The sequence below is a fragment of the uncultured Mailhella sp. genome, from assembly GCF_944324995.1.
In the GTDB taxonomy this organism is placed as follows: domain Bacteria; phylum Desulfobacterota; class Desulfovibrionia; order Desulfovibrionales; family Desulfovibrionaceae; genus Mailhella.
Genome location: NZ_CALUYL010000006.1, coordinates 16,832 through 38,193, shown reverse-complemented (window position 1 = coordinate 38,193; position 21,362 = coordinate 16,832). Strand labels below are relative to the sequence as shown.

Sequence of the window (21,362 nt, the reverse complement as noted above, 5' to 3'; positions counted from 1 at the left end):
TCGCCTCCGGGCGGCCCTTTTTTCCGAAGATTGCGCCTCAGAGGCAAAGGATTGAACATGACATTGCTGGAAGAACGCTGGAGAGGAGTGCTGGACGGCATGGCCGAAGCCGTGCGCAGGGCCGGACGCGAACAGGGAAGCGTGCGCCTTGTGGCGGTGTCGAAATTTCATCCCGCGTCGGACATCGCCGAGCTGTGCCGTCTCGGCCAGAAGGATTTCGGAGAAAACTACATTCAGGAAGCCCGCGCCAAGCAGGCGGAACTTGCGGATCTCGACATCCGCTGGCACGCCATAGGCCCGGTGCAGACCAACAAGGCCAAGGACGTGGCCGGCCGCTTTGCGCTGCTGCACACGCTCGATCGCGAAGAGCTCGCGCGCGCCCTTTCGCGCCGTCTGCCGGAAGGCGCAACGCAGGACGCGCTCATTCAGGTGAACATCGGCGAGGAGCCGCAGAAATCCGGCGTGCATCCCGCCGATCTGGCCGGACTTTTTGAGCAGCTTCTGAAGGATGATCTCATAAGCGCCGAAGGGCCCGGACTCCGGGTGCTCGGCCTCATGTGTCTGCCGCCCCGCTGCGGCGAGGGGGAAGCCGCGAGGCCGTACTTTGCGCGTCTGCGCGAACTGCGCGACGACATGGTGCGTCGCTTCGGTCTGCCGCTGCCCGAGCTTTCCATGGGCATGTCCGGCGACTATCGCGAAGCCGTGGAGGAAGGAGCCACCATCATCCGCGTGGGCACGGAAATTTTCGGCCCGCGTCCGGTGAAGATGTAGGGCTGTGCCGGGGCGCGGCGATCCGCCGGGCTGCCGCTTCGTGAACGAATGAAAAAACGCCGTTCGGACGAGGTGTCCGGGCGGCGTTTGGTGTTTTGAAAAGACGGGGCGGCGTCGGGCCCCGGCGTCGTGGAGGTTTGACGTGGAAGAGGCGGGGGGGAACGCCTTCTCCGATCGCGTGGAGTCTGCCGCAGCCGGGCGGCGCTGCCGCCGGAACCGGGCATGCTCGGGAATGTTTGAGGCCCTCGCCGGGCGCGGACGCACGGGAAGAGCGGCGCTGTTTCTTTCTTTTATTCTTGCGCTATGCCGCCGGGCGCGGACGCGCGGGGAACATCCCAATTGAAGGAGGGACGCGTCCGCAGAGCTGCCCGAAAGGGCGGGCAGGCGTCAGAGCTCCAGCGAGCGCGCGAAGCAGGAAATGAGAATGGCTCCGGCCTGCGCCACGTTGAGGGAGTCGAACTCGCGCCGGAAGGGAATGCACAGGCTGCATTCGCAGTGCTTGAGCACGCCGGGGCGCACGCCCTTGTCTTCGTTGCCGAGCACCAGCAGGGCGGGCAGCGGCAGCTTTTCCGTGAGCGGATTCACGCTGTTGTCCACCTTCTGCGCGGCGCAGGTCACGAATCCTGCCTCCCGGGCTTCCTTCACTGCGCGGGAAAGATTGACCACCTGCGTGATGGGCAGGCGTTCCAGCGCGCCGGCGGCGGAACGACGGGCGCCGGGGCCGAGAAAGGCGCTGTTGTGCTTCGGCAGAATGAGTCCGGCCCCGCCCATGGCAAAGAGCGTACGGGCCAGCGTGCCCACGTTGCCGGGATCCTGCACCTGATCGAGCGCCACCATGAGCGGCAGCGGCGCGTGCGCGGCCTGTTCCAGAAAGGTTTCCCACGGCGTGAACGCGGCGTCGCGCAGGCGCGCAATGACGCCCTGATGCCCCGCATGGGCGGCCATGCGCGAGAGCGTGTCGTCGTTCACAAGGGAGAAGCGCACGCCGTACTCGCGGCACAGATCAAGCAGACGGGAACTTTCGGCGCTGGCGCGTCCCTTGCGCACATACACCATGTCCACCCTCTCCGGCTCGCGTTCCAGAAGCTCCAGCACGGGCTTCATGCCCGGCAAAAAATTTTCCATATCTTTGTCAGTCGTCGTCATTATAAGTTATTTCCGCTGGATAACGTTAAAAAATCGGGCATGGGGCGGTCGCGGCCGATTGAATCTCCGCCCTTTTCAAGGTATTCTTGCCCCTTATTGGGAGCAGGTCGCGGGAAACATTCCTGTTTCTTTTCCCCGGTCGCCCGCCTGTTCTGGAAAACCGACGTGTTTCCGGTCTGCGGGCATGTGTTTTTTTCGGCCTTCGGGGCATGTTTTTGCAACGTGCTCTCTGGCTGGTATCCTGCTTTTGTTCGAGATGCAAGTCCACATGATGGAGCGCTGACATGAAAATTGGCAAACTGTGCTGCCTTCCCCTTGCGGGAATGGCAGTGCTGATGATGCTTTCCGCCTGCGGCAAACAGCAGACGGTGGAATCCCCGGACCTGCTGGCGTCCCAAGCCCGGCAGGAAGCCGTGGATCTGGGTTCTCTTTCCTCCCTCACTTCCGCCGAGAAAAAGGCGTATTCCAGCACCTCCAAGCTGGACAGAAATCTGAGCCCGGGCATGGAACGGCAGGTGCGCTATCACTTCGTGAAGTACTCGCGCGAACGCCGGGGAACCATGGAAAACTTCCTGCGCAACAGCATTCCCTATCTGAACTACACCAAGAGCGTGTTCCGTTCACGCGGACTCCCCGAAGATCTCGCCTATCTCGCCTATCTGGAAAGCGGCTACAATCCCATGGCCGTGTCCCGCTCCAACGCCGTGGGCATGTGGCAGTTCATTTCCTCCACGGGCCGTTCCTACGGCCTGCGTCAGGACTGGTGGATGGATGAACGCCGCGATCCGTACCGCTCCACCGAAGCGGCGGCAAGCTACCTCGCCCGCCTCTACGACATTTTCCACGACTGGCATCTCGCCGTGGCTTCCTACAACGGCGGCGAAGGCAAGATAGGCCGCGCCAAGGAAGCGACGGGAGCCAATAAGCTCCACGAAATCATTCAGAAAAACGACACCCTCGACTACAAGCTCCAGCTTCGCGAGGAAACGGCGCTCTACGTGCCCCGCTTCCTTGCCATTTCCAAGATCATGCGCAACGCCGAAACGCTGGGACTTCAGCCTTCCTCGCCCGACGACGAGCATCCCGTGCTGCTTCCCGTGTCTCCGGTATCGGTCAGATCCGCCACCGACCTTGTGGAACTGAGCCGTCGCCTCGGCATGAACTGGAAGGAATTTCAGGCCTATAATCCGCATTTTCTGCGCTCCATCTCTCCTGCGGGACGCACGTCCACCGCGTACGTGCCGCGCAACAAGGAAGCTCTTGCCAGACGCGTGCTGAGCGGCACGGTTTCCGGAGCCGGCTGGCGCTACTACACCGTGCGCCGCGGCGATACCTACGCCAAGGTGAGTTCCCGCACCGGCGTGCCCGCTTCCGTCATCAAACAGCTCAATCCCGGATCGCTGAAGCGCGGCAGTCAGCTGCGTTTGCCCGTCAACGGCAAAAATCTCCCCGCCGTCGTGCCCGCCGCGCCTTCGCGCGACACGGCCATCGCTTCCAATTCCGGCCGCCGCACGTCCGTGAGCGCGTCGAAGGGCGGCGATCACGCCTCCAGCGCGCTGGCCGAGCTCAAGGGACGCCGTTCCTCCGTGCGCAGCGTGCCCGCCACCTACAAGGTGCAGAGCGGCGACACGCTCACGGCCATCGCCCGCAAGTACGACATGGATCTCGACGATCTGTACGCGGCCAACGGCGGCGCCGACAAGCTGGACACCCTGAGAGTGGGGCAGGTCATTCGTCTTTCCGCGCCCGTCGCCGTGGCATCCAGGTCCGCGCCCGCAAGGCGTTCCGCGCCCGCAAGGCGTTCCGCGCCGAGCCTCGCCTCGCACACTGTGCAGTCCGGCGAAACCGCCTACGCCATTTCCCGCAAGTACAACATCAGCTTTGCCGAACTTGCCGCCGTCAACGGCGGCGCGGACGCCCTCGGCAGTCTCTCGCCCGGCCAGGTGCTGAAGATTCCCGCCGGAAAGACCACCGCCGTGGCGCAGAACAACACGCGCCAGGCCTCTCCCGCGCGGCGCGTTCAGGCGCAGGCTCCCGCGCGCAAAAGCGCGAGCAGCATTGCCGAATACAGCGTGCAGAACGGAGAAACGCTGTGGAGCATTTCCCGCAAGTTCAATATGAAGCCCATGGAGCTTCTGGCTCTCAACGGCATGGATCAGTCCACCCGCGTCAAGGTGGGCGATACCGTCAAGGTTATTCGCAATAAGTAGGAGCAGAGGTGAAGCATGGGATTTTTCTCCGCCGTTAAAAAGTTTTTCTCCGGAGGAGGTCACGCCGGAGAGGCCGACGCCGCCAAAACCGAGACTCCCAAAGACGAGGCGGCGCAGGTTGTCGCAGAAAAGCCGGCTGAATCGGAGCAGGAAGAAGCCAAGCCTTCCGCAACGCAGGAGCCGGAGGAGCAGGAAGCGTCTGTAGGCGCTCCGGCCTCGGAAGAAGCGCCGGAAGCGCAGGAGGCCGAATCTCCGGCAATGGCCGAAAGCGAGCCTGCTGAGGAGAAGGCAGACGCCGAAGTCGAAGAGACGGCGGAGCCTGCCGAAGCTGCGGAAGCTGAACAAGCGCCGACGCCCGATGCCGCGCCGGAAAAGACGGCTGAACGCGAGGAGCCGAAGGCTGAGGCCGCGGCCCGGACGAAGGACGAGGCGGCGTCTGCCGCTGCGCCGACGGCGCGTTCCGAAGAGGAAGAAGCCCTCACGCTGGCGCTGCGTCAGGCGGAGCCCAAGCTTTCCGCGTGGCTGGCCGTGGTGCTGGACGGCGTGGAGGAGGCGGACGACCTTCTGTGGAAGCGCCTTGCCTTTCTGCTCCGCGCGCTGGAAACTCCGGAAAACGAAGCCCGCGAGTTTCTGGACGACTTCCGCGGCTGGCTCGACCGCATGGAATATCATTGGCTGGAGGACTTCCGTTCGGAACTTCAGTATCGTCTGGCCCTTGCCCTCGACATGGAGGACGAGGAAGACGAACGCGACCGGCTGTTTGCCAAGCTGCAGAACGGTCTTGCGCGCACCCGCGCCCGCTTCGGACAGGGGCTTTCCGCGCTTATGGCCGGACATACCGAGCTCACCGCGGAATTCTGGGACGAAATGGAAGAGCTGTTCATCATGGCCGACATGGGCGCGGAGCCCTCGCTGGCCCTGGTGCGTCGCCTGAAGGATCGCTCCCGCGCGGAGGGCGTGACCACGCCCGACGGGCTCATGCCTCTGCTGGAACAGGAAGTGGAGGCCATTTTCAAAACGCCCCGGCGCATCGCCGCGGTGAATCCGCCGGAAGTCATTCTCATGGTGGGCGTGAACGGCGTGGGCAAGACCACCACCATTGCCAAGCTGGCCTATCGGGCCAAGATGCAGGGCAAGAAGGTGCTCATTGCCGCGGCCGACACCTTCCGCGCGGCGGCCGTGGAACAGCTTGAAGTGTGGGCCCGGCGCATCGGCGCGGACTTCCACGCCAAGGGCATGGGAGCCGATCCGGCGGCCGTGGCCTTTGAGGCCATGGACAAGGCCATGCAGGGCGGCTACGACGTGCTGTTCATCGACACGGCCGGACGTCTGCACACCAAGTCCAACCTCATGGACGAACTGCACAAGATTCGCATGGTGGTGGAACGCAAGCTCCCCGGAGCGCCGCACCGCACCATTCTCGTCATCGACGCCACCACGGGCCAGAACGCGCTCCAGCAGACCAGGATGTTCAAGGACACGAGCGGCGTGAACGAAATCATTCTCACCAAGCTCGACGGCACGGCCAAGGGCGGCGTGGCGCTGGCCGTGGCCAGTCAGTTCGAGCTGCCCATCACCTTTGTGGGCCTCGGCGAAAAAATGGAGGATCTGCGTCCGTTCGATCCGCACGACTTTGCGCGTGCGTTGCTCGGCAGAGACGAATAGTTCCTGCCGCGCAATCGTGGATTGCGACGCGCTGAAAGCGATGACACGAAGGGGGGATGATTCCCCCCTTTTTTTTCGCCCTGCGGCGGTGTTGAGGGAAAAGCGCCGAAGGGCGGGAGTTTGTCGTTTGCGGACTTTTGGCGGCAGACTTTGCTGCGTGGCGCGACGTTGAAAACGGGAGACGCGTTGGTGGTGACTTTCGGATGGCGCGACGGGAACGTGCGCGGGCGAGTCTTTGGGAAGCGCGTTTGCGGGAGGCTCGGGGCGACGCGACGGCGTATCGGCGGAGGCGACGGCGCAAGAGGCCGGGCGTTGCGGGCGGATGACCTGCGGCAGGCGGGACGGCTTTGTGGACGGCGTGCTCATGGCGGAAGTTCCGCAGAATGTCCCCGGCCTGCGGAGAAGGGAGAGACGGGCGTTCTGCCGGGCAGGAGCAGCATGAGCGGCGGGGAAGCATTCGGCAAATGCGGCAGGGCGGCAAGGGCGCAGCCGTGAGGAAGTCTGCAATGCGCGGGCGGGAAATCGTCGGTGCAAGGTGTCGCACGAAGGCCGACGGTGCAACGGAGACGGTCAGGAAGAAGATCAGGAAGACGGCACGACGAAGAGGGCGCAGGAAAGGTGGTGCAGCGAAGCCCCTCCGCGGCAAGAGCGGGCAGGAAAAGTCGCCCGGGGCGCGGGCTGTGCTTCCTGACTCTCGGAGCAGTACGTCAGGCTCGGCATCGCCGCGCGCGGGGCGCAAAAAAACGCGGCGTTCCTTTTTTGGGAAAACGCCGCGTTTCTGCTTTGCCGTCGGCGAAGCGTTATTTGGCCCGCAGCCAGAATTCGGCCACGTTCACGTCCAGATCGTCGTCGAGATCCGCCACGCTGAACTTGAGCGTGCGGCTTTCGATGGGCTTGTCGTTTTCGTCCAGGAGCTTGATGACCATGGTGTGCTGTCGTCCCGTGGCTTCGCCGGTGCCGCTGTCGTCTTCCAGCAGGAACACGGGCTCCTTGTCGTCGATGAACACTTCCACGGCTTCCAGCGCCGGATGTTCCTGACCGTCCTGACCGGTGAAGGCGTAGTTGCCGAGCGAAAGCTTGTAGGTCTTGCCCTGCACGTAGCACCACGCGCCGAGACCGATGAGCAGCAGAACAAGCACGCAGTTGACGAGAACATGCTTGAGAATGACGCGTCTGCGGTTGGGGAGCTCTCTCATGCGGCACCTCCGGATTCGCCGCGCAGGGCTGCGCGGGCGCGTTCCTTGTCGGCGTGGCGACGCCAGGCGTGCAGCACCAGCGCAAGGGAAATGATGGCGTAGCACACGAACACGCGGAAGTATTCGCCGATCTGCGCGTCGCCCACCAGATACTTGCCCGCCATGGGAGACACCACGAACATGAGGTGGAAGAGCAGCACGCCCGTGAACACGTTGACGATGGACGCGCGCGCCACGGTGGCGCCGCCCACGAGCAGGGAGGCGATGGCGAACACGCCGGCCTGTTCGTGGCTGTTGTAGGTGTTCAGAGTGCCCACGTTCTGCAGGAAGATGATCTGACCGTAGGCGGCGAGCACGGTGGAGATGACGATGGAAATGATGCGGGTGCGCATGACCGGAATGCCCGCGGCGTGGGCCACGGAAAGATCCTGACCGGTGGCGCGCATGTCCTGGCCGAGCTTGGTGCGGCGGAACCACACGATGAACAGGCAGAACACGGCGATGAGCAGGAACGTGGCGAGCGGCACGTGTATGCCCATGATGTCGAGCTCGATGGCGTTGTCGAGCGAGCCGCGGATGTTGTCGAGATTGGTCACGTTGCGGATGCCGTAGCCGCGGGAGAGCACGAGTTCGGGGTTCAGGATGGGCACGAGGCTGCCGAATCCGTAGAGCACCGCGAGCTGATACACGCCGTTCATGAAGAAGCCGAGAATGTACGAGGTGACCATTTCACGGCCGCGGGCCTTGTTGAGCACCACGCCGCACATCCAGCCGAAGAGGATGGCGAGCGGGGTGGCGATGAGGGCGGCGAGGGTCATGCCGTACAGGCCGGAGACGTTCCAGTCGCTGATGAAGATGAGTCCTATCTGACCGGCCATGGCGCCGAGCACCATGCCGAAGTTGAGGCCCATGCCCGCCATGATGGGAATGAGCAGCGAGAGCACGAGGAAGGAGTTTCTGGCGAGTCTGGTGAGCATTTCCTGAATCAGGTACTCGGCCGTAAACTGGGAATAGTAGATGCCAATGGCGCTCACCAGCAGAAAGACGATGGGCACGGCGTTGCGCATGCAGAAGAGTGTGACGGCATTGCCGCCGGACGAGCTTTTCATGATCTTACCTTTGTCACACGGGTCAGGGCGTAGAGAATCATGCCGTTGGACACGATGATGCGGATGACTTCGGACATGTCGGTCTGCAGCATGCTGTTGATGACCGAAGGCGTCATGGTCAGTATGCCCTGGAAGAGGAACGTGCCCACGATAACGTTGATGATGGAGGCCTTTTTCACGGAAGCGCCGCCGATGAGCAGGGCGGCCACGGCCGGGAAGGCCATCATGAACGGGCCCATGTAGAGCTGAATGAAGCCGAAGCTCTGCTCATAGACGATGATGCCGAGCGCGCCGAGCCAGGTGGAGAGAATGACCGAAAGGGTGCGCATGCGGTTGATGTTCACGCCGCTCGCGCGGGCGTATTCGGGATTGGAGCCCACGGTGGTCATGGCCGTGCCGGTGCGGGTGCGCATGAAAATCCACATGAGGCCGCACAGCAGCAGGAAGAACAGGAACATGCCGGTGGGGAAGTAGAAGGATTCGCCGATGTTGAAGGCGGCGATGTCGCTGATGGCGCGCTGCCAGAACTCTTCCACCGACACGGTGGTGCGCAGGCCCACGCCCGCGTAGCCCCACACCATGTTCGAGCTGGAATAGGGCAGCACGAGCCACATGATGCACATGAACGCCACGGAGGAGAAGCCCACGTAGGTGGCGATCATCATTTCTTCGCCCTTGACCTTGTTGAGCAGCAGTCCGTATCCCCAGCCGAGAATCACGGCGATGGGCGTGGCGATGGCCATGGCCGCGAATACGCCGGGAATGCCTCTGGCTTCGAGTTCCACACTGGTGACCGCGCCGAGCAGGCCGGCGATGATGCCGAGCGGCAGGCCGAAGTTGAGTCCGCAGCCGGACTGCACCATGGGCACCATGGCGAGCACGAGCACGCCGTTCATGCCGAAGCGCACGAGGGTGTCGCTGAGGGCGGCGTCCACGGGCACGCCCACGAAGGGAGCCACCAGAAACAGGATCACCAGAAACACCGCAATGAGAATGCGGGGCCATCCGGCTTCTTCGATGAATTTCTTGATGCGGTTCATGCGCTTGCCGCCTCCGTACCGTTGGAATTGTCTGTGGCGGCCTTTTCGGCCTCGGCGGCGCCTGCGCCCATGAGCAGATAGCCGAAGGCTTCGGAAGGCGTGCTCGCAGGCAGAATGCCCGCCACGGCTCCCTTGTCGATGATGGCGATGCGGTCGCAGACGGAACGCAGTTCCTCAAGTTCGGAGGAAATGACCACCACGGTCATGCCGTGTTCGCGGTTGTAGCGTTTCAGGGTGTCGAGCACCACTTTTTTCGCGCCTACGTCGATGCCGCGGGTGGGCTCGGCCACGAAGAGCAGTTTGGGTCTGGTTTCAAAGGCCTTGGCGAGGCACACCTTCTGCTGATTGCCGCCGGAAAGTTCCTGCACGAGCTGCTTTTCGCCGGTGCATTTGATTTCCAGATCGCGGATGTACTTGCGGGCGCATTCGGCAATGGCCTGTTCGTCGCGAATTTTCAGCGGGCCGAAGTTCTTGAGAAAGCGCTTCTGCGTCTGGAGCGAGGTGAAGATGATGTTCCAGGCAATGGATTCCTCAAGCAGAAGGCCGACGCCGCGCCGATCTTCGGACACGGCGGAAATGCCCATGGAAAGCGGCGAGACGGGATTGTTGAGCTCCACGTTCTTGCCGTGAAAGGTGACCTTTCCTCCCGCGGGATGCAGGCCCATGATGCCGTTGGCGATGCCGAGCTTGCCCTGACCGGCCATGCCGCCGATGCCGAGAATTTCGCCCTCGAACACGGTGAGGTTCACGTCGCGCACGGTTTCGCCGGGCATGTCCACCCAGAGGTGTTCGATGTCCATGACGACCTTGTTCGAGCGCTCCCGCGCTTCCTCGACGCCTTCGGCGCGGTCGATCTTGCGGCCCACCATGGCGCTTGCTATCTGGCGCACGCTGGTTTCGGCGGGCGTGGTCTGGAGCACCACCTCGCCGTCGCGCAGAATGACGATGTCGTCGCACACGCTCATGACTTCCTGGAGCCGGTGCGAGATGAAGATGATGGAAATGCCCTGCGCGGCCAGACGGCGCATGGAGTCGAGCAGAATGTCGGCCTCGCTTTCGGTGAGCACGGCGGTGGGTTCGTCGAGCACGAGCAGGCGGGTGCCCTTCTTGTCGATTTCGCGGGCGATTTCCGTGAACTGCTTGTAGCCCACGGGCAGTTCGGAAATGGGGGTGGAGCTGTCGAGCTCGATGTTGAGTCTGGCGATGGCGTCGTCGGCGCGGCGCGTCATGGACGCGCGGTCGAGGGTGGTGAGGCGGTCGCCGAAGGCTTCCACCAGCGGATTGTACACCAGCGTTTCGCGGTTGAGCACGATGTTTTCCGCCACGGTGAACCCGGGAATGAGGGAGAATTCCTGATGCACCATGCCGATGCCGGCATTGAGCGCGTCCATGGGACTGCGGAAGTTCACTTCCTTTCCGTCTATCAGAATTTTTCCTTCATAGCCGCCGGTTTCCTGAATGACGCGCATGCCGAAAAGGATGTTCATCAGGGTGGACTTGCCCGCCCCGTTTTCTCCGACAAGGCCGAGGATGCGTCCTTTGCCGAGGGTGAAGTTGACGTTTTTGAGCACCCGGTTGGAAAAGTACGCCTTGCCGACGCCTTCTACGCGGAGCAATGGTTCTTCTGCGCCCATAGGACCTCTTTTGCTAAGGATGTGTCTCCCGCCGACGTGTGGATCGGGAAAAAAGGAGAAAGAAGGGGGAGACGTGATGGATGGCGCGTTTCAGAAAAAACGCAGAGAAGAGCTTAGCACAAAAAAATAAAAACGGCAAAAGCCTTTCCCCTGCCCGGGCGGAAGGCATGATGAAATCTTGTAACGCATTGAATGAGTTACGTTTTACACGAGCGCAATTCGAGCGCAAAAAGCAGTGGAACGAACGGTACAAAAAGGGAAGGCCGAAGCCTTCCCCTGCGAAGCGTTACTTGATCTTCTTGTACTTGTCGGGCACGGGCACTTCGGTCATGTGCATGTAGCCCTTGCCGAAGATGTACAGGTCTTCAAAGACCAGCACATGGTTCTTCTTTTCCTTGCCGGTGGCCACGTCCATGTAGTAGCCGCCGCTCCAGGTGGAGCCGGGGGTGGCGGCGTTGTAGGCTTCAAACACGTCTTCCTTCTTGAAGTGACGGCGGAAGCTGCGGCCGCCGGTCACGCCTTCCTTGGCGTACTTGATGGCGAGTTCGCCGAGACCGAGGGAATTGGTGAAGCCGTAGGAATAGGTCCAGGTGCCCATGCGGCCGGCGGCGCCCTTGGCGATGACGGTGTCTTCCACGCGCTTCAGAATGGCGGGGAAGTTGCCGGACACGTCGGCAAGATCAATGCCGAGCGCGCCGGGATAGCCCATGAGGGGAGAAGGCAGGTCGGCTTCGATGAAGTAGCCGCCCTTGTCTTCGGTGAGGCGCTTGAGCAGAGGTTCGGTGTGGGCGTCGTTGGTGCAGAAGAACGCGGTCTTGGGGCCGAGCTTGTCGAGCCACTGGGGAACCTGTTCGAGAATGTACTGCTGGGCGCCGGCCACGCCGACGTCGGAGGTGGGATCGGGAGCGCTCATGAAGTGGAAGTTCACGCCGAGGTCCTTGCAGGCGACTTCCATGATGTTGCGGCGGCGGGAGAGCAGCTCGTAGCTCATGTGACGGGGGAAGGAAATGTGGACGAAATCGGTCACGCCGAGCTTCTTGGCGGCGGCGATGATGAGATAGCCGCGGGAGATGTTGTCGGCGTTGATGGCGAGGTCGGCGGCGCTTTCGATGACGTTCGGATCTTCATGGGCTTCGCCCACGAGGAGCATGATGTCGGGACGCTTTTCGCGGATGCGCTGGAAGGCGGCGGTGGTGCCGGGAATGCCCTGATTGACGATGACGGCCTTCATGTCGGGATCGTCGGCAAAGGAAACGATCTGCGAAATGGTGGTTTCCATTTCAGTCATGAAGTTGTCGGGGTAGGTGATGTGCTTGATCATGCCGCCGTTGGCGACGTCTCCGTACTTTTTAATGAGAGCTTCGGCTCCGCGCAGGTCGTCTTCCGACTGGGAAACCGTGCCCGTGCAGATGCCGATATGAATTTTGGCAGGCTCCGCGGCGGAAGCCTGTGTGGCGAAGGCCATCAGTCCCAGACACATGGCTGCGAGAAAACGTTTCACCTTTCATTCCCTCCTTGAGAAATAGGCGACCGGTCTTTTAGACCAATTATGTTCCAGCTTATACTCATATCGCGGAAGATGTCAAAAAGGAAAAAAACAAGCGGAATCTGTGAACGGCGGACGCAGGGAAAATTTGAATTTTGACGGCGTCCGTCGGGAATGCCGCGGCGCGTCCGGCGCGGACAGGCTGCGCGGCGGCGGAGAAAAGGCGTTGCAGAGCGGCCCTGGAAGACGAAGATGGTCGGAAGATCGAAAGAAGGAGCGGCAGGGGAAACGAGAGGAGAAGCAGACGGGAGAGAAGAGGAGAAGGCGAGAGAGCGGGGGAAGAAAAATGAAGCGCGCCGCACGGGCGGGAGGCGTCACGCCGCAGGGAGGGATCAACAGACTCTGCCTCAGTATTGTTTTGCCGTGTTCCCGGAAGCGTTTTTTTCCCGGGAAAACGCGCGGGCGGGAGGCGCGGGACTCGTGCCCCTCGCCATGCCGGGCAAAAAAAAGGCGGCCCGCGCAGGCGACGGACGCGGAGAGCGTCCGGGGAGCGCAGGCCGCCGGAAGGGTTTAGTCAAGCGGCGAGAGGAACTTCTTGCACGCTTCGTTGTCGGTTTCGTCCCACCAGGCGAAGCCGAGCTTGTCGAGATTGGCGTAGAACTCCTCGCACTGTTCGGGCGCGACCTCGAAGCCGCAGGCCACGCGGCCGTATTCCGCGCCGTGGTTGCGGTAGTGGAACATGGTCACGTTGAAGTTCGTGCCGAGCGTTTCCAGGAACTGCAGGAGCGCGCCCGTGCGTTCCGGGAACTGGAAGCTCAGGATGTGCTCGTTCTTCACGATGCTGGGAGCGCGGCCGCCGATCATGTAGCGCACGTGGCTCTTGGCAAAGGTGTTTCTGGTCATGTTGGTCACGTTGTAGCCGGCCTCGCGCAGACCGCTGATGATGCGTTCAAGCTCGTCCATGCCTTCGGTGAGGCGCAGCGAGGTGAAGATTTCGGCCTGCGAGGGATCGGAGAAGCGGTAGTTGAATTCCGTGACCATGCGGTTGCCGAGCTTGCGGCACAGATCGAGGAAAGCGCCCTTTTTTTCGGGAATGGTGACGGAAATGATGCCTTCGCGCTGTTCGCCCACTTCGCAGCGTTCGGAAACGAAGCGCAGGGTGTGGAAGTTCATGTTCGCGCCCGAGAGAACGGCGGCCATGCGCGCGTCCTTGATGTCGTGGCTTGCGGCGTACTTCTTGAGACCGGCCAGCGAGAGCGCGCCGGAAGGTTCGGCAATGGCGCGGGTGTCGTCGAAGATGTCCTTGAGCGCGGCGCAGATTTCGTCGTTGGAGCAGGTGATGATTTCGTCGAGGTTGTCGCGCAGCACGCGGAAGGTTTCGTCGCCGATGCGCTTCACGGCCACGCCGTCGGCGAACAGGGAAACGCGGTCGAGGGTGACGGGCTCGCCCGCCTCCCACGCGGCCTTGAGGCAGGCGGAGCCCTTGGCTTCCACGCCGATGACCTTCACCTGCGGCAGAATCTGCTTGATGTACACGGCGATGCCCGCGGCGAGTCCGCCGCCGCCCACCTGCACGAACACGTGCGTGAGGCGGCTGTCCTGTTCCAGCAGTTCGCGGGCGATGGTGCCCTGACCGGCGATGACGTCGGAATCGTCGTAGGGGGGAATGAGGGTGAGCCCCTCTTCCTTCGCGAGGCGCATGGATTCGGCATAGGCCTCGTCGAAGCTGTTGCCGAAGAGCACCACGTTGCCGCCGAAGCGGCGCACGGCGTCCACCTTGATGTCGGGCGTGGTCCTGGGCATGACGATGGTGGCCTTCACGCCGAGCCTGGAGCCGGAAAGGGCGCAGCCCTGCGCGTGGTTGCCCGCGGATGCGGCAATGATGCCGCGCTTTTTGGCTTCTTCGGGCAGCCTGGCGATTTTATTGTAGGCGCCGCGCAGCTTGAACGAATGCACGGGCTGAAGATCTTCGCGCTTGAGGCTCACGCGGCAGCCCACGCGTTCCGAAAGCTTTTCCATGTATTCGAGCGGGGTCACGCGGGCCACGTCGTACACGGGGGAAAGAAGTATTTTGCGCAGGTATTCTGCAGGGGTGGGATGTTCTGTGGACATCGGGGCGTTCTCCTGTGCACGTCTTGCGGCGTGCCGTTTATTTTCCGGCGTTCTGTTCGCAGGTTTTTCCGGGCTTGCGCAGGGCGTGCAACTCGTCGCGCGCGTCTTCCCAGGTGGGTTCATGGAACACGGTTTCACGGCGGGGCGTGACTTCCACCATATGCGTCTGACCGTTCACCGTCACGCGCACGCTGATGCGCTGCCCTTCCTCGCTCGCGCGGCAGGCGCGCGGCGAATAGGAGGCCACGAGCGCGGCGGCTTCGCGCAGGGAGTCTTCATCCCAGGGGCGGCTGCGGCGGCCGAGGGCGATGGGGCCGGGGAAGCCCGCCACCTTGAAATGAACGTCGCCTTCGCGGAGGAGTCCGGCATAGGCTTCGTTGTCGAACTTGTGTCGGCCTATGGTGAGCCAGCAGTCGTCGTGCCAGAACTGGCGGCCCACGTCGGCAAGCCGAAAGTCGTTCACGTCGGGGGAGGCGAGGCGGGAGAGCACGGGCCAGAAGCGGCGGGTGTTTTCCTTTTCCGTGAGCTTGCAGCCGCCGCCGGGAGTGGGAATTTCGGTGATGTGGAACTGTTCGGCGAGGGCGAGCTGTTCCTTGCGGCCGCGTCCGTTCATGCCGAGCAGGCGGGAGCGGTCGATGAGGCCCGATTCTTCGGGAGCCGTAGGATCAAGCAGTCTGGCAGAGAGCGGACGCACGAGAATGTCGCGCACGTCTGCGTCGCGGCGGATGACGTTGAGCGTGTCGCGCCGCTGCGACATGGGGCGCTGTCCCAGCACTTCGCCGGACACGAGAAACTTTGCGCCGTATTCGGCCATGCGTTCCCTGGCGAGGCGCATCATGAGAATCTTGCAGTCCACACAGGGATTCATGGCGCTGCCGAAGCCGTGTTCCGGGCCGCGGCGGAGCATGTCCACAAACGGCGCGGAAGCGTCGATGGCGTCGATGTCGAGTCCGTAGATCTCCTGCCAGTGTTCCACGCGGCCGGGATGGCCGAAAAAGGGCGAGTAGAAGTGCAGGCACTTGATGGTCCTGCCTTGTTCCATGAGCAGCCGGGCGGCGAGAATACTGTCCAGTCCCCCGGAAAAAAGAGCTATGCCGTCATAATTTTTCATGACTCTTTAGATAGATGGTATGCGGCGCGCTGGCAAGTGTTTCTCTTGCCCCCCGCCCGCCCTTTTGCTAATGTTCCTGTCTTGGGGCGTTTCCCCCCGGGGAAAGGCCGCTTACGCACGGCGTCGCGCTTGTCCTGAAGGGCAGGGCGTTCGTTTCGTGCGGCAATACGCTCTTACTTCAGGAGATGTCATCCATGGCGAAGAAGCCTCTTGTTTCCGCGGAAGATGCCCGCCGCGAAGCGCTCAAGACAGCCCTCAGCACCATTGAAAGAAAGTATGGTCAGGGCGCGGTCATGAAGCTGTCCGACGGGGCGCACGTGCATGTGCCGGTCATTCCCACCGGTTCCCTCGGCCTCGATCTGGCGCTGGGCATCGGCGGCGTGCCGCGCGGCCGCGTGACCGAAATCTACGGCCCCGAATCTTCGGGCAAGACGACGCTCACGCTGCACATCATTGCGGAATGCCAGAAGCTGGGCGGCGTGGCCGCCTTCATCGACGCGGAACACGCCCTGGACGTTTCCTATGCCGCGAGACTCGGCGTCAAGACCGACGAGCTGCTCATTTCCCAGCCCGATCACGGCGAACAGGCCCTCGACATCGCCGACATGCTGGTGCGCTCCGGCGCGGTGGACATCGTGGTCATCGACTCCGTGGCCGCCCTCATTCCGCAGGCCGAACTCGACGGCGCCATGGGCGAAACCCAGGTGGGCAGTCAGGCGCGCCTCATGTCGCACGCCATGAGAAAGCTCACCGGCACCATTCACAAGTCGCGCACCTGCGTGATCTTCATCAACCAGATACGCATGAAGATCGGTCAGATGGGCTACGGCAGCCCCGAAACCACCACCGGCGGCAACGCGCTCAAGTTCTACAGCTCCGTGCGCATGGACATCCGCCGCGTGCAGACCTTGAAGGATCGCGACGAGGCCTACGGCTCCCTCACCCGCGTGAAGGTGGTGAAGAACAAGATGGCTCCGCCCTTCCGCGAAGCCAAGTTCGACATCATCTGGGGCACGGGCATTTCCCGCGCGGGCGAAATTCTCGACATGGCCGTGGACGCGGGCATTGTGGACAAGAGCGGCGCGTGGTACGCCTACGGCGACGAAAAGCTGGGCCAGGGCCGCGAACGCGTGCGCGACATGCTCAACGAGAACATCGCCCTGCGCGATGAAATCGAGGCCAAGGTCAAGGAGCATCTCGGCATGAACGCCGACGGCGTTCCCGCAGCCGCGCCCGTGGAGAGCGAAGGCCTTCCCGGCGACGAGGACAGCTACGACGAAAGCTACTAGCCATGTTTCGCCGGACGCTCCGCCGAAAGCGGGGCGCTCCGGCGTTGTTTTCCGGCAGAGGGCTTCGGCGCGGAATGCGCCTGAAAACGTTGCTCTCCGATCGGAAAACGGGGCGGGGAAAATGTTCCCGGGGAACGTTTTCCGGCCCGTTCATCACGAAAACTTGCGGGGGAAGAGCTCTCTTCCCCCGTCTTTATGAGAATGAGAGGTCACGGTATGGCTCAATCGGAAGAACATATGCTCACTGCCAAGGAAATACGTCGAAAGTTTTTGGACTTTTTTGCAAAGAACGGACATGCCATAGTGCCTTCTTCGTCCCTGGTGCCCAAGGACGACCCCACGCTGCTCTTCACCAACGCCGGCATGGTGCAGTTCAAGAAGCTCTATCTCGGTCAGGAACGCCGTTCCTACCGCTGCGCCGCCACCTCGCAGAAGTGCCTGCGCGTTTCCGGCAAACACAACGACCTTGAAAACGTGGGCCGCACCGCCCGCCATCACACCTTCTTTGAAATGCTGGGCAACTTCTCCTTCGCCTACTACTTCAAGCGCGAAGCCATCACCTTCGCGTGGAAGTTCGTGACCGAGGAACTGCATCTGCCCGCCGACAAGCTCTACGTCACCGTGTACGAAAACGACGACGAAGCCTACAACCTGTGGCAGGAAATTGCGGGCATGCCCGCCGATCACATCACCCGCATGGGCGAGAAGGACAACTTCTGGACCATGGGCGACACCGGTCCCTGCGGCCCCTGCTCGGAAATCTACATCGATCAGGGCGAGGACATGTCCTGCGGTCCCAACTGCGGCATCGGCAAGTGCGACTGCGACCGCTTCCTTGAAATCTGGAACCTCGTGTTCACGCAGTACGATCAGAAGGAACCCGGCGTGCGCGTGCCGCTGGAACATCCCAACATCGATACCGGCATGGGCCTCGAACGCATCGCCGCCGTGTGCCAGGGCAAGCGCTCCAACTTCGACTGCGACCTCTTCCAGGACATCATTCAGTACGCGGCTTCCATCGCCGGCGTGAAGTACAGCTTCTCCGCGCCCGACACCAACGACGTGGACACCGCGCTGCGCGTCATTGCCGACCACAGCCGCGCCGCCGCCTTCATGATCGCCGACGGCATTCTGCCTTCCAACGAAGGCCGCGGCTACGTGCTGCGCCGTCTCATCCGCCGCGCGCTGCGCTTCGGCACGCTCATGGGTCTGCACGAGGCCTTTCTCTACAAGACCGTGGGCAAGGTGGTGGAAGTCATGGGCGACGACTATCCCGAACTTCGCGAGCACGCCGACTTCATTTCCCGCGTGGTGTTCGAGGAAGAAAACCGCTTCCGCGTGACCCTCGACAAGGGCCTCGCCCTGCTCGACAGCGAACTTGAAGCGCTCTCCGCCGCCGGCAAGACCGTGATTCCCGGCGACGTGGCCTTCCGCCTGAACGACACCTACGGCTTCCCGCTCGACATCGTGTCCGACGTGGCCTACAAGCGCGGCTTCACCGTGGACGAGGAAGGCTTTGCCGAAAAGATGCAGGAACAGCGCGCCCGCGCCCGCGCGGCGTGGAAGGGTTCCGGCGAAAAGGATCTGGCGGCCCGTTTCCGCGGTCTGCTTGAGGAAGGCATGCAGTCGGAATTCGTGGGCTACGACACGCTGAAGACGAACAGCCGCATCGTGGCGCTTCTCGACGAAGACGCCCTGCCCGTGGAAAAGCTGGAAACCGGCGCCAAGGGCTACGTGGTGACCGGTCATACGCCGTTCTACGGCGCGTCCGGCGGCCAGAGCGGCGACACCGGCGTCCTGACCACGGAAGAGGGCAAGGCCCGCGTGACCGATACGCTCAAGCCCATGCCCACCCTGACCGTGGAACAGATTGAAGTGACCGAAGGCGTCATCCGCGCCGAGCAGGAAGTGGACATGGAAGTGACCGAAGGCGACCGCATCGCCGCGGCGCGCAACCATTCCTGCACGCATCTGCTTCAGGCGGCCCTGCGCAAGGTGCTGGGCAGCCACGTGCATCAGGCGGGCTCTTCCGTGGGCCCCGATCATCTGCGTTTCGACTTCACGCACATCGCGGCCATGACCGACGAGGAAATCGCCGCCGTGGAACGCGAAGTGAACGCCATGATCATGGCCGACTACCCCGTGACCACCCGCGAAATGGATCACGACGAAGCCGTGAAGTCCGGCGCCATGGCGCTGTTCAATGAAAAGTACGGCGACAAGGTGCGCGTGGTCAGCATGGGAGCCGAAGGCGTCGAGCCCTGCTCCATGGAACTTTGCGGCGGCACGCATCTTTCCCGCACCGGTCAGGCGGGCTGCTTCGTCATTCTTTCCGAAGGCGGCGTGGCCGCCGGCGTGCGCCGCATCGAGGCGGCCACCGGCTGGAACGCCTACAACATCATGAACGAGCGCCGCAGCGAACTCAACGCCCTCGGCGCGCTGCTCAAGGTGCGCTCTTCCGATCTCGCCTCCCGCGTGGAAGCCATGCAGAAGGAAATCAAGACTCTGCGCAAGGAACTCGACAAGGCGCAGGCCGCGAGCCGCGGCGACGTGATGTCCGCCGTGGAAGAGATTGCCGGCGTGAAGGTGCTGGCCGTGAAGGCCGGGGCCATGAACGTGAAGGCGCTGCGCGAAATGATGGACGACGTGCGCTCCAAGATGCCTTCCGGCGTGGCCTGCCTCGTGTCGGAAGACAACGGCAAGGCGCAGATGATTCTCTACGTGTCCAAGGACCTGCACGACCGCTTCACCGCGCCCGCGCTCATCCGCGACGTGGCCGCGGCCATCGGCGGTTCCGGCGGCGGCCGTCCCGACCAGGCGCAGGCGGGCGGCAGCAATCCTGAAGGCATCGACGAGGCCTTCAAGATTCTGAAGCAGAAGATCGCCGGTTAGTTTGTGTTGACGGAAGGGAAGGGGGATGCTCCTTCCCTTCTTTTTGCGCTCTGCGGCGGGTTTCCGCAAAAGGCGTCGGAACTGCGGCGGACGCGGGCGTTTGCGCATGTTGCGCAGGGCTCGAAACTCACGTCGTCTGTTCGGCGTCGGGCCTGCCGGGCGGAGCGCGGATGAATTCATGGTCAGGAGAGGAAGATGCCGGAACTTCCCGAAGTGGAAACCGTGGCGCGCACGCTTGCGCCGCAGGTGTGCGGACGGCGCATTGCATCCGTGAACGTGCTGAACGCCGGAACGTGGCAGGGAGAGGCTGGCGCGGAGCGCGTGGCGGCCGGGCGATTTGTGGCGACGGGAACGGGAAGGCGCGGCAAGCTGTTGCTGCTTTATCTTTCCCGTGAGGCGGACGTGCTGCCTGCTTCGCACCCGGAGACGGAGATTCCCGCGCCGGAGAGCGCGTCGTGCTGGCCGCTCTGCTATTCGGCCTGCGGCGCGGAGCGCTCTCGCCCTTCGCTGGATGGAAAGGAGCCCGGCGACATCACGGCGCTGGCCTTTCATCTGCGCATGACGGGCAGGCTCTTCGTCTATCCTGCCGGAACGCCGCCGGAAAAGCACACGAGGGTGATATTCACGCTGGACGACGGCAGGCTTCTCTTTTTTGACGACACGCGCAAGTTCGGTCAGGTGCGGGCGCTCTCGACCCGGGAGATGGAGCGCTGGTCGTTTTGGCGGGAGCTCGGGCCCGAGCCTCTGGAAATATCGGACGAAGCCTTTGCCGCGCGCTTTTCTTCCGGGCGGGCGGTGAAGGCGCTGCTGCTCGATCAGTCCGTGGTGGCGGGCGTGGGCAACATCTACGCCGATGAGAGTCTGTTCCGTGCAGGCATCCGGCCGGACGCGCCGGGAAAGTCTCTTTCGGCGGAACGGCTGGCGCGTCTGCACCGGGCGCTTGTGGAGGTGCTGCTCGAATCCATCCGCGATTGCGGCAGCTCCATTCGGGACTACCGCACGGCCCGCGGAGACGTGGGCGCGTTTCAGAACCGTTTTCGCGTGTACGGCAGAGCGGGGGAGAAGTGCGTTTCCTGCGGCCGGGCACTGGCGTCGGGACGCGTGGCGGGAAGAATGTCCGTGTGGTGCCCGAGGTGTCAGAAGCGCTGAGCGGCGCTCGGCAAAAAAGACCGGCGTTCAGGCGCTGGGCAGGACTCAGGATGCAGGCTGGCGGCGCAGCGCCTGCCACGCAGGTCGGAGAGCTGCGATTCCGGGCGCAGCGGGGAAAAGCGTCGGCGGACGCGGGTGCAGGTTCGGCCGCCGCGCGGTCGGGATCAGGAAAGCGGATGGAACTGATGCACCGTGGCCTTCTGCACGGGCTTTTCCTCCGGCTTTTCCTTGGGAGTTCTGCGCCGCCAGGGGCGCATGTCCTCGATGCGGGGCTTCTCGACTTCGGCCTTCTTGAGCTCCTCGCGCTCTTCCCATTTCACGTTGAACAGCTGGTTCTTGCCGCGCACGGCCTGAATGAGGGAAAGCACGATGACGGCTTCTTCCCATTCGCGGGAAGCGTCGAAGTCCTGAACGCGCTGCATGTACTTGTTCCACAGCGCCATGAGGGAAGCCTCATCCATGGCGTTGAGCTGACGGGCCATTTTGAGCAGCATTTTTTCCATTGTTGTCCTCGCGGTTGAACTGGTCTTGCTTATACCCTGCAAGCGCTGC

General features: G+C 62.8%; 15 protein-coding genes. 6 read left to right on the top strand and 9 right to left on the bottom strand.

Features of this window, described 5'->3' with window-relative positions; all coding sequences use genetic code 11:
- Positions 1–57 precede the first annotated feature (57 nt).
- Complete coding sequence (locus tag Q0K02_RS04215) at positions 58–771, top strand: YggS family pyridoxal phosphate-dependent enzyme (protein WP_294485360.1); 714 nt, start codon at positions 58–60, stop codon at positions 769–771.
- Positions 772–1,158: 387 nt separating this feature from the next.
- On the opposite strand, the gene Q0K02_RS04210 is transcribed toward Q0K02_RS04215, so the two are convergent.
- Positions 1,159–1,896: an RNA methyltransferase gene (locus Q0K02_RS04210; protein ID WP_363315661.1), complete on the bottom strand. Its 738-nt coding sequence runs from the start codon at positions 1,894–1,896 to the stop codon at positions 1,159–1,161.
- A 305-nt stretch (positions 1,897–2,201) separates the two neighbouring features.
- Here Q0K02_RS04210 and Q0K02_RS04205 point away from each other — a divergent pair, with 305 nt between their 5' ends.
- Both Q0K02_RS04205 and ftsY read left to right on the top strand, forming a co-directional pair.
- Positions 2,202–4,127 (top strand): LysM peptidoglycan-binding domain-containing protein, encoded by a 1,926-nt coding sequence (locus Q0K02_RS04205; protein ID WP_294485358.1) that lies wholly within the window; start codon positions 2,202–2,204, stop codon positions 4,125–4,127.
- A 15-nt stretch (positions 4,128–4,142) separates the two neighbouring features.
- Positions 4,143–5,792 (top strand): signal recognition particle-docking protein FtsY, encoded by a 1,650-nt coding sequence (gene ftsY, locus Q0K02_RS04200; protein ID WP_294485357.1) that lies wholly within the window; start codon positions 4,143–4,145, stop codon positions 5,790–5,792.
- Positions 5,793–6,592: 800 nt separating this feature from the next.
- Here ftsY and Q0K02_RS04195 read toward each other — a convergent pair.
- From Q0K02_RS04195 to Q0K02_RS04165, 7 genes are all read right to left on the bottom strand, one after another.
- Positions 6,593–6,988 (bottom strand): DUF6672 family protein, encoded by a 396-nt coding sequence (locus Q0K02_RS04195; RefSeq protein ID WP_294485355.1) that lies wholly within the window; start codon positions 6,986–6,988, stop codon positions 6,593–6,595.
- On the bottom strand, positions 6,985–8,097 hold the full coding sequence (locus Q0K02_RS04190) for an ABC transporter permease (RefSeq protein WP_294485353.1): 1,113 nt from the start codon (positions 8,095–8,097) through the stop codon (positions 6,985–6,987). The genes Q0K02_RS04195 and Q0K02_RS04190 overlap by 4 nt, the downstream gene beginning before the upstream one ends.
- Complete coding sequence (locus tag Q0K02_RS04185; RefSeq protein ID WP_294485351.1) at positions 8,094–9,137, bottom strand: hypothetical protein; 1,044 nt, start codon at positions 9,135–9,137, stop codon at positions 8,094–8,096. Before Q0K02_RS04185 ends, Q0K02_RS04190 begins: the two co-directional genes overlap by 4 nt.
- Positions 9,134–10,753 (bottom strand): sugar ABC transporter ATP-binding protein, encoded by a 1,620-nt coding sequence (locus Q0K02_RS04180; RefSeq protein WP_294485350.1) that lies wholly within the window; start codon positions 10,751–10,753, stop codon positions 9,134–9,136. The genes Q0K02_RS04185 and Q0K02_RS04180 overlap by 4 nt, the downstream gene beginning before the upstream one ends.
- Before the next feature lie 304 nt (positions 10,754–11,057).
- On the bottom strand, positions 11,058–12,272 hold the full coding sequence (locus Q0K02_RS04175) for a DUF3798 domain-containing protein (RefSeq protein WP_294485348.1): 1,215 nt from the start codon (positions 12,270–12,272) through the stop codon (positions 11,058–11,060).
- 555 nt (positions 12,273–12,827) lie between these two features.
- Positions 12,828–14,369 (bottom strand): threonine ammonia-lyase, biosynthetic, encoded by a 1,542-nt coding sequence (ilvA, locus tag Q0K02_RS04170; RefSeq protein ID WP_294485346.1) that lies wholly within the window; start codon positions 14,367–14,369, stop codon positions 12,828–12,830.
- Positions 14,370–14,406: 37 nt separating this feature from the next.
- Positions 14,407–15,480, bottom strand: coding sequence for a tRNA(5-methylaminomethyl-2-thiouridylate) methyltransferase (locus Q0K02_RS04165; RefSeq protein ID WP_294485344.1), 1,074 nt, complete (start codon positions 15,478–15,480; stop codon positions 14,407–14,409).
- A 194-nt stretch (positions 15,481–15,674) separates the two neighbouring features.
- Between Q0K02_RS04165 and recA the strand changes: the two genes are divergently transcribed.
- From recA to mutM, 3 genes are all read left to right on the top strand, one after another.
- Positions 15,675–16,769 (top strand): recombinase RecA, encoded by a 1,095-nt coding sequence (recA, locus tag Q0K02_RS04160; RefSeq protein WP_294485343.1) that lies wholly within the window; start codon positions 15,675–15,677, stop codon positions 16,767–16,769.
- Positions 16,770–17,006: 237 nt separating this feature from the next.
- Entirely contained in the window at positions 17,007–19,661 is a 2,655-nt protein-coding gene (gene alaS, locus Q0K02_RS04155; RefSeq protein WP_294485341.1) for an alanine--tRNA ligase, read from the top strand.
- Between the two features lie 195 nt (positions 19,662–19,856).
- Positions 19,857–20,810 carry a bifunctional DNA-formamidopyrimidine glycosylase/DNA-(apurinic or apyrimidinic site) lyase gene (gene mutM / locus Q0K02_RS04150; protein WP_294485339.1) on the top strand — a complete coding sequence of 318 codons (954 nt, stop codon included), beginning with the start codon at positions 19,857–19,859 and terminating at the stop codon, positions 20,808–20,810.
- Between the two features lie 164 nt (positions 20,811–20,974).
- Here the strand turns inward: mutM and Q0K02_RS04145 are convergent, their stop codons facing one another.
- Positions 20,975–21,313 carry a hypothetical protein gene (locus tag Q0K02_RS04145; RefSeq protein ID WP_294485337.1) on the bottom strand — a complete coding sequence of 113 codons (339 nt, stop codon included), beginning with the start codon at positions 21,311–21,313 and terminating at the stop codon, positions 20,975–20,977.
- Between the last annotated feature and the right edge of the window lie 49 nt (positions 21,314–21,362).

Coding starts and splice junctions, on each gene's coding strand:
- Q0K02_RS04145 (WP_294485337.1), bottom strand. CDS start 21,313: ATGGAAAAAATGCTGCTCAAAATGGCCCGTCAGCTCAACGCCATGGAT.
- Q0K02_RS04210 (WP_363315661.1), bottom strand. CDS start 1,896: ATGGAAAATTTTTTGCCGGGCATGAAGCCCGTGCTGGAGCTTCTGGAA.
- Q0K02_RS04185 (WP_294485351.1), bottom strand. CDS start 9,137: ATGAACCGCATCAAGAAATTCATCGAAGAAGCCGGATGGCCCCGCATT.
- ftsY (WP_294485357.1), top strand. CDS start 4,143: ATGGGATTTTTCTCCGCCGTTAAAAAGTTTTTCTCCGGAGGAGGTCAC.
- Q0K02_RS04205 (WP_294485358.1), top strand. CDS start 2,202: ATGAAAATTGGCAAACTGTGCTGCCTTCCCCTTGCGGGAATGGCAGTG.
- Q0K02_RS04165 (WP_294485344.1), bottom strand. CDS start 15,480: ATGAAAAATTATGACGGCATAGCTCTTTTTTCCGGGGGACTGGACAGT.
- ilvA (WP_294485346.1), bottom strand. CDS start 14,369: ATGTCCACAGAACATCCCACCCCTGCAGAATACCTGCGCAAAATACTT.
- alaS (WP_294485341.1), top strand. CDS start 17,007: ATGCTCACTGCCAAGGAAATACGTCGAAAGTTTTTGGACTTTTTTGCA.
- Q0K02_RS04195 (WP_294485355.1), bottom strand. CDS start 6,988: ATGAGAGAGCTCCCCAACCGCAGACGCGTCATTCTCAAGCATGTTCTC.
- Q0K02_RS04190 (WP_294485353.1), bottom strand. CDS start 8,097: ATGAAAAGCTCGTCCGGCGGCAATGCCGTCACACTCTTCTGCATGCGC.
- Q0K02_RS04215 (WP_294485360.1), top strand. CDS start 58: ATGACATTGCTGGAAGAACGCTGGAGAGGAGTGCTGGACGGCATGGCC.
- mutM (WP_294485339.1), top strand. CDS start 19,857: ATGCCGGAACTTCCCGAAGTGGAAACCGTGGCGCGCACGCTTGCGCCG.
- recA (WP_294485343.1), top strand. CDS start 15,675: ATGGCGAAGAAGCCTCTTGTTTCCGCGGAAGATGCCCGCCGCGAAGCG.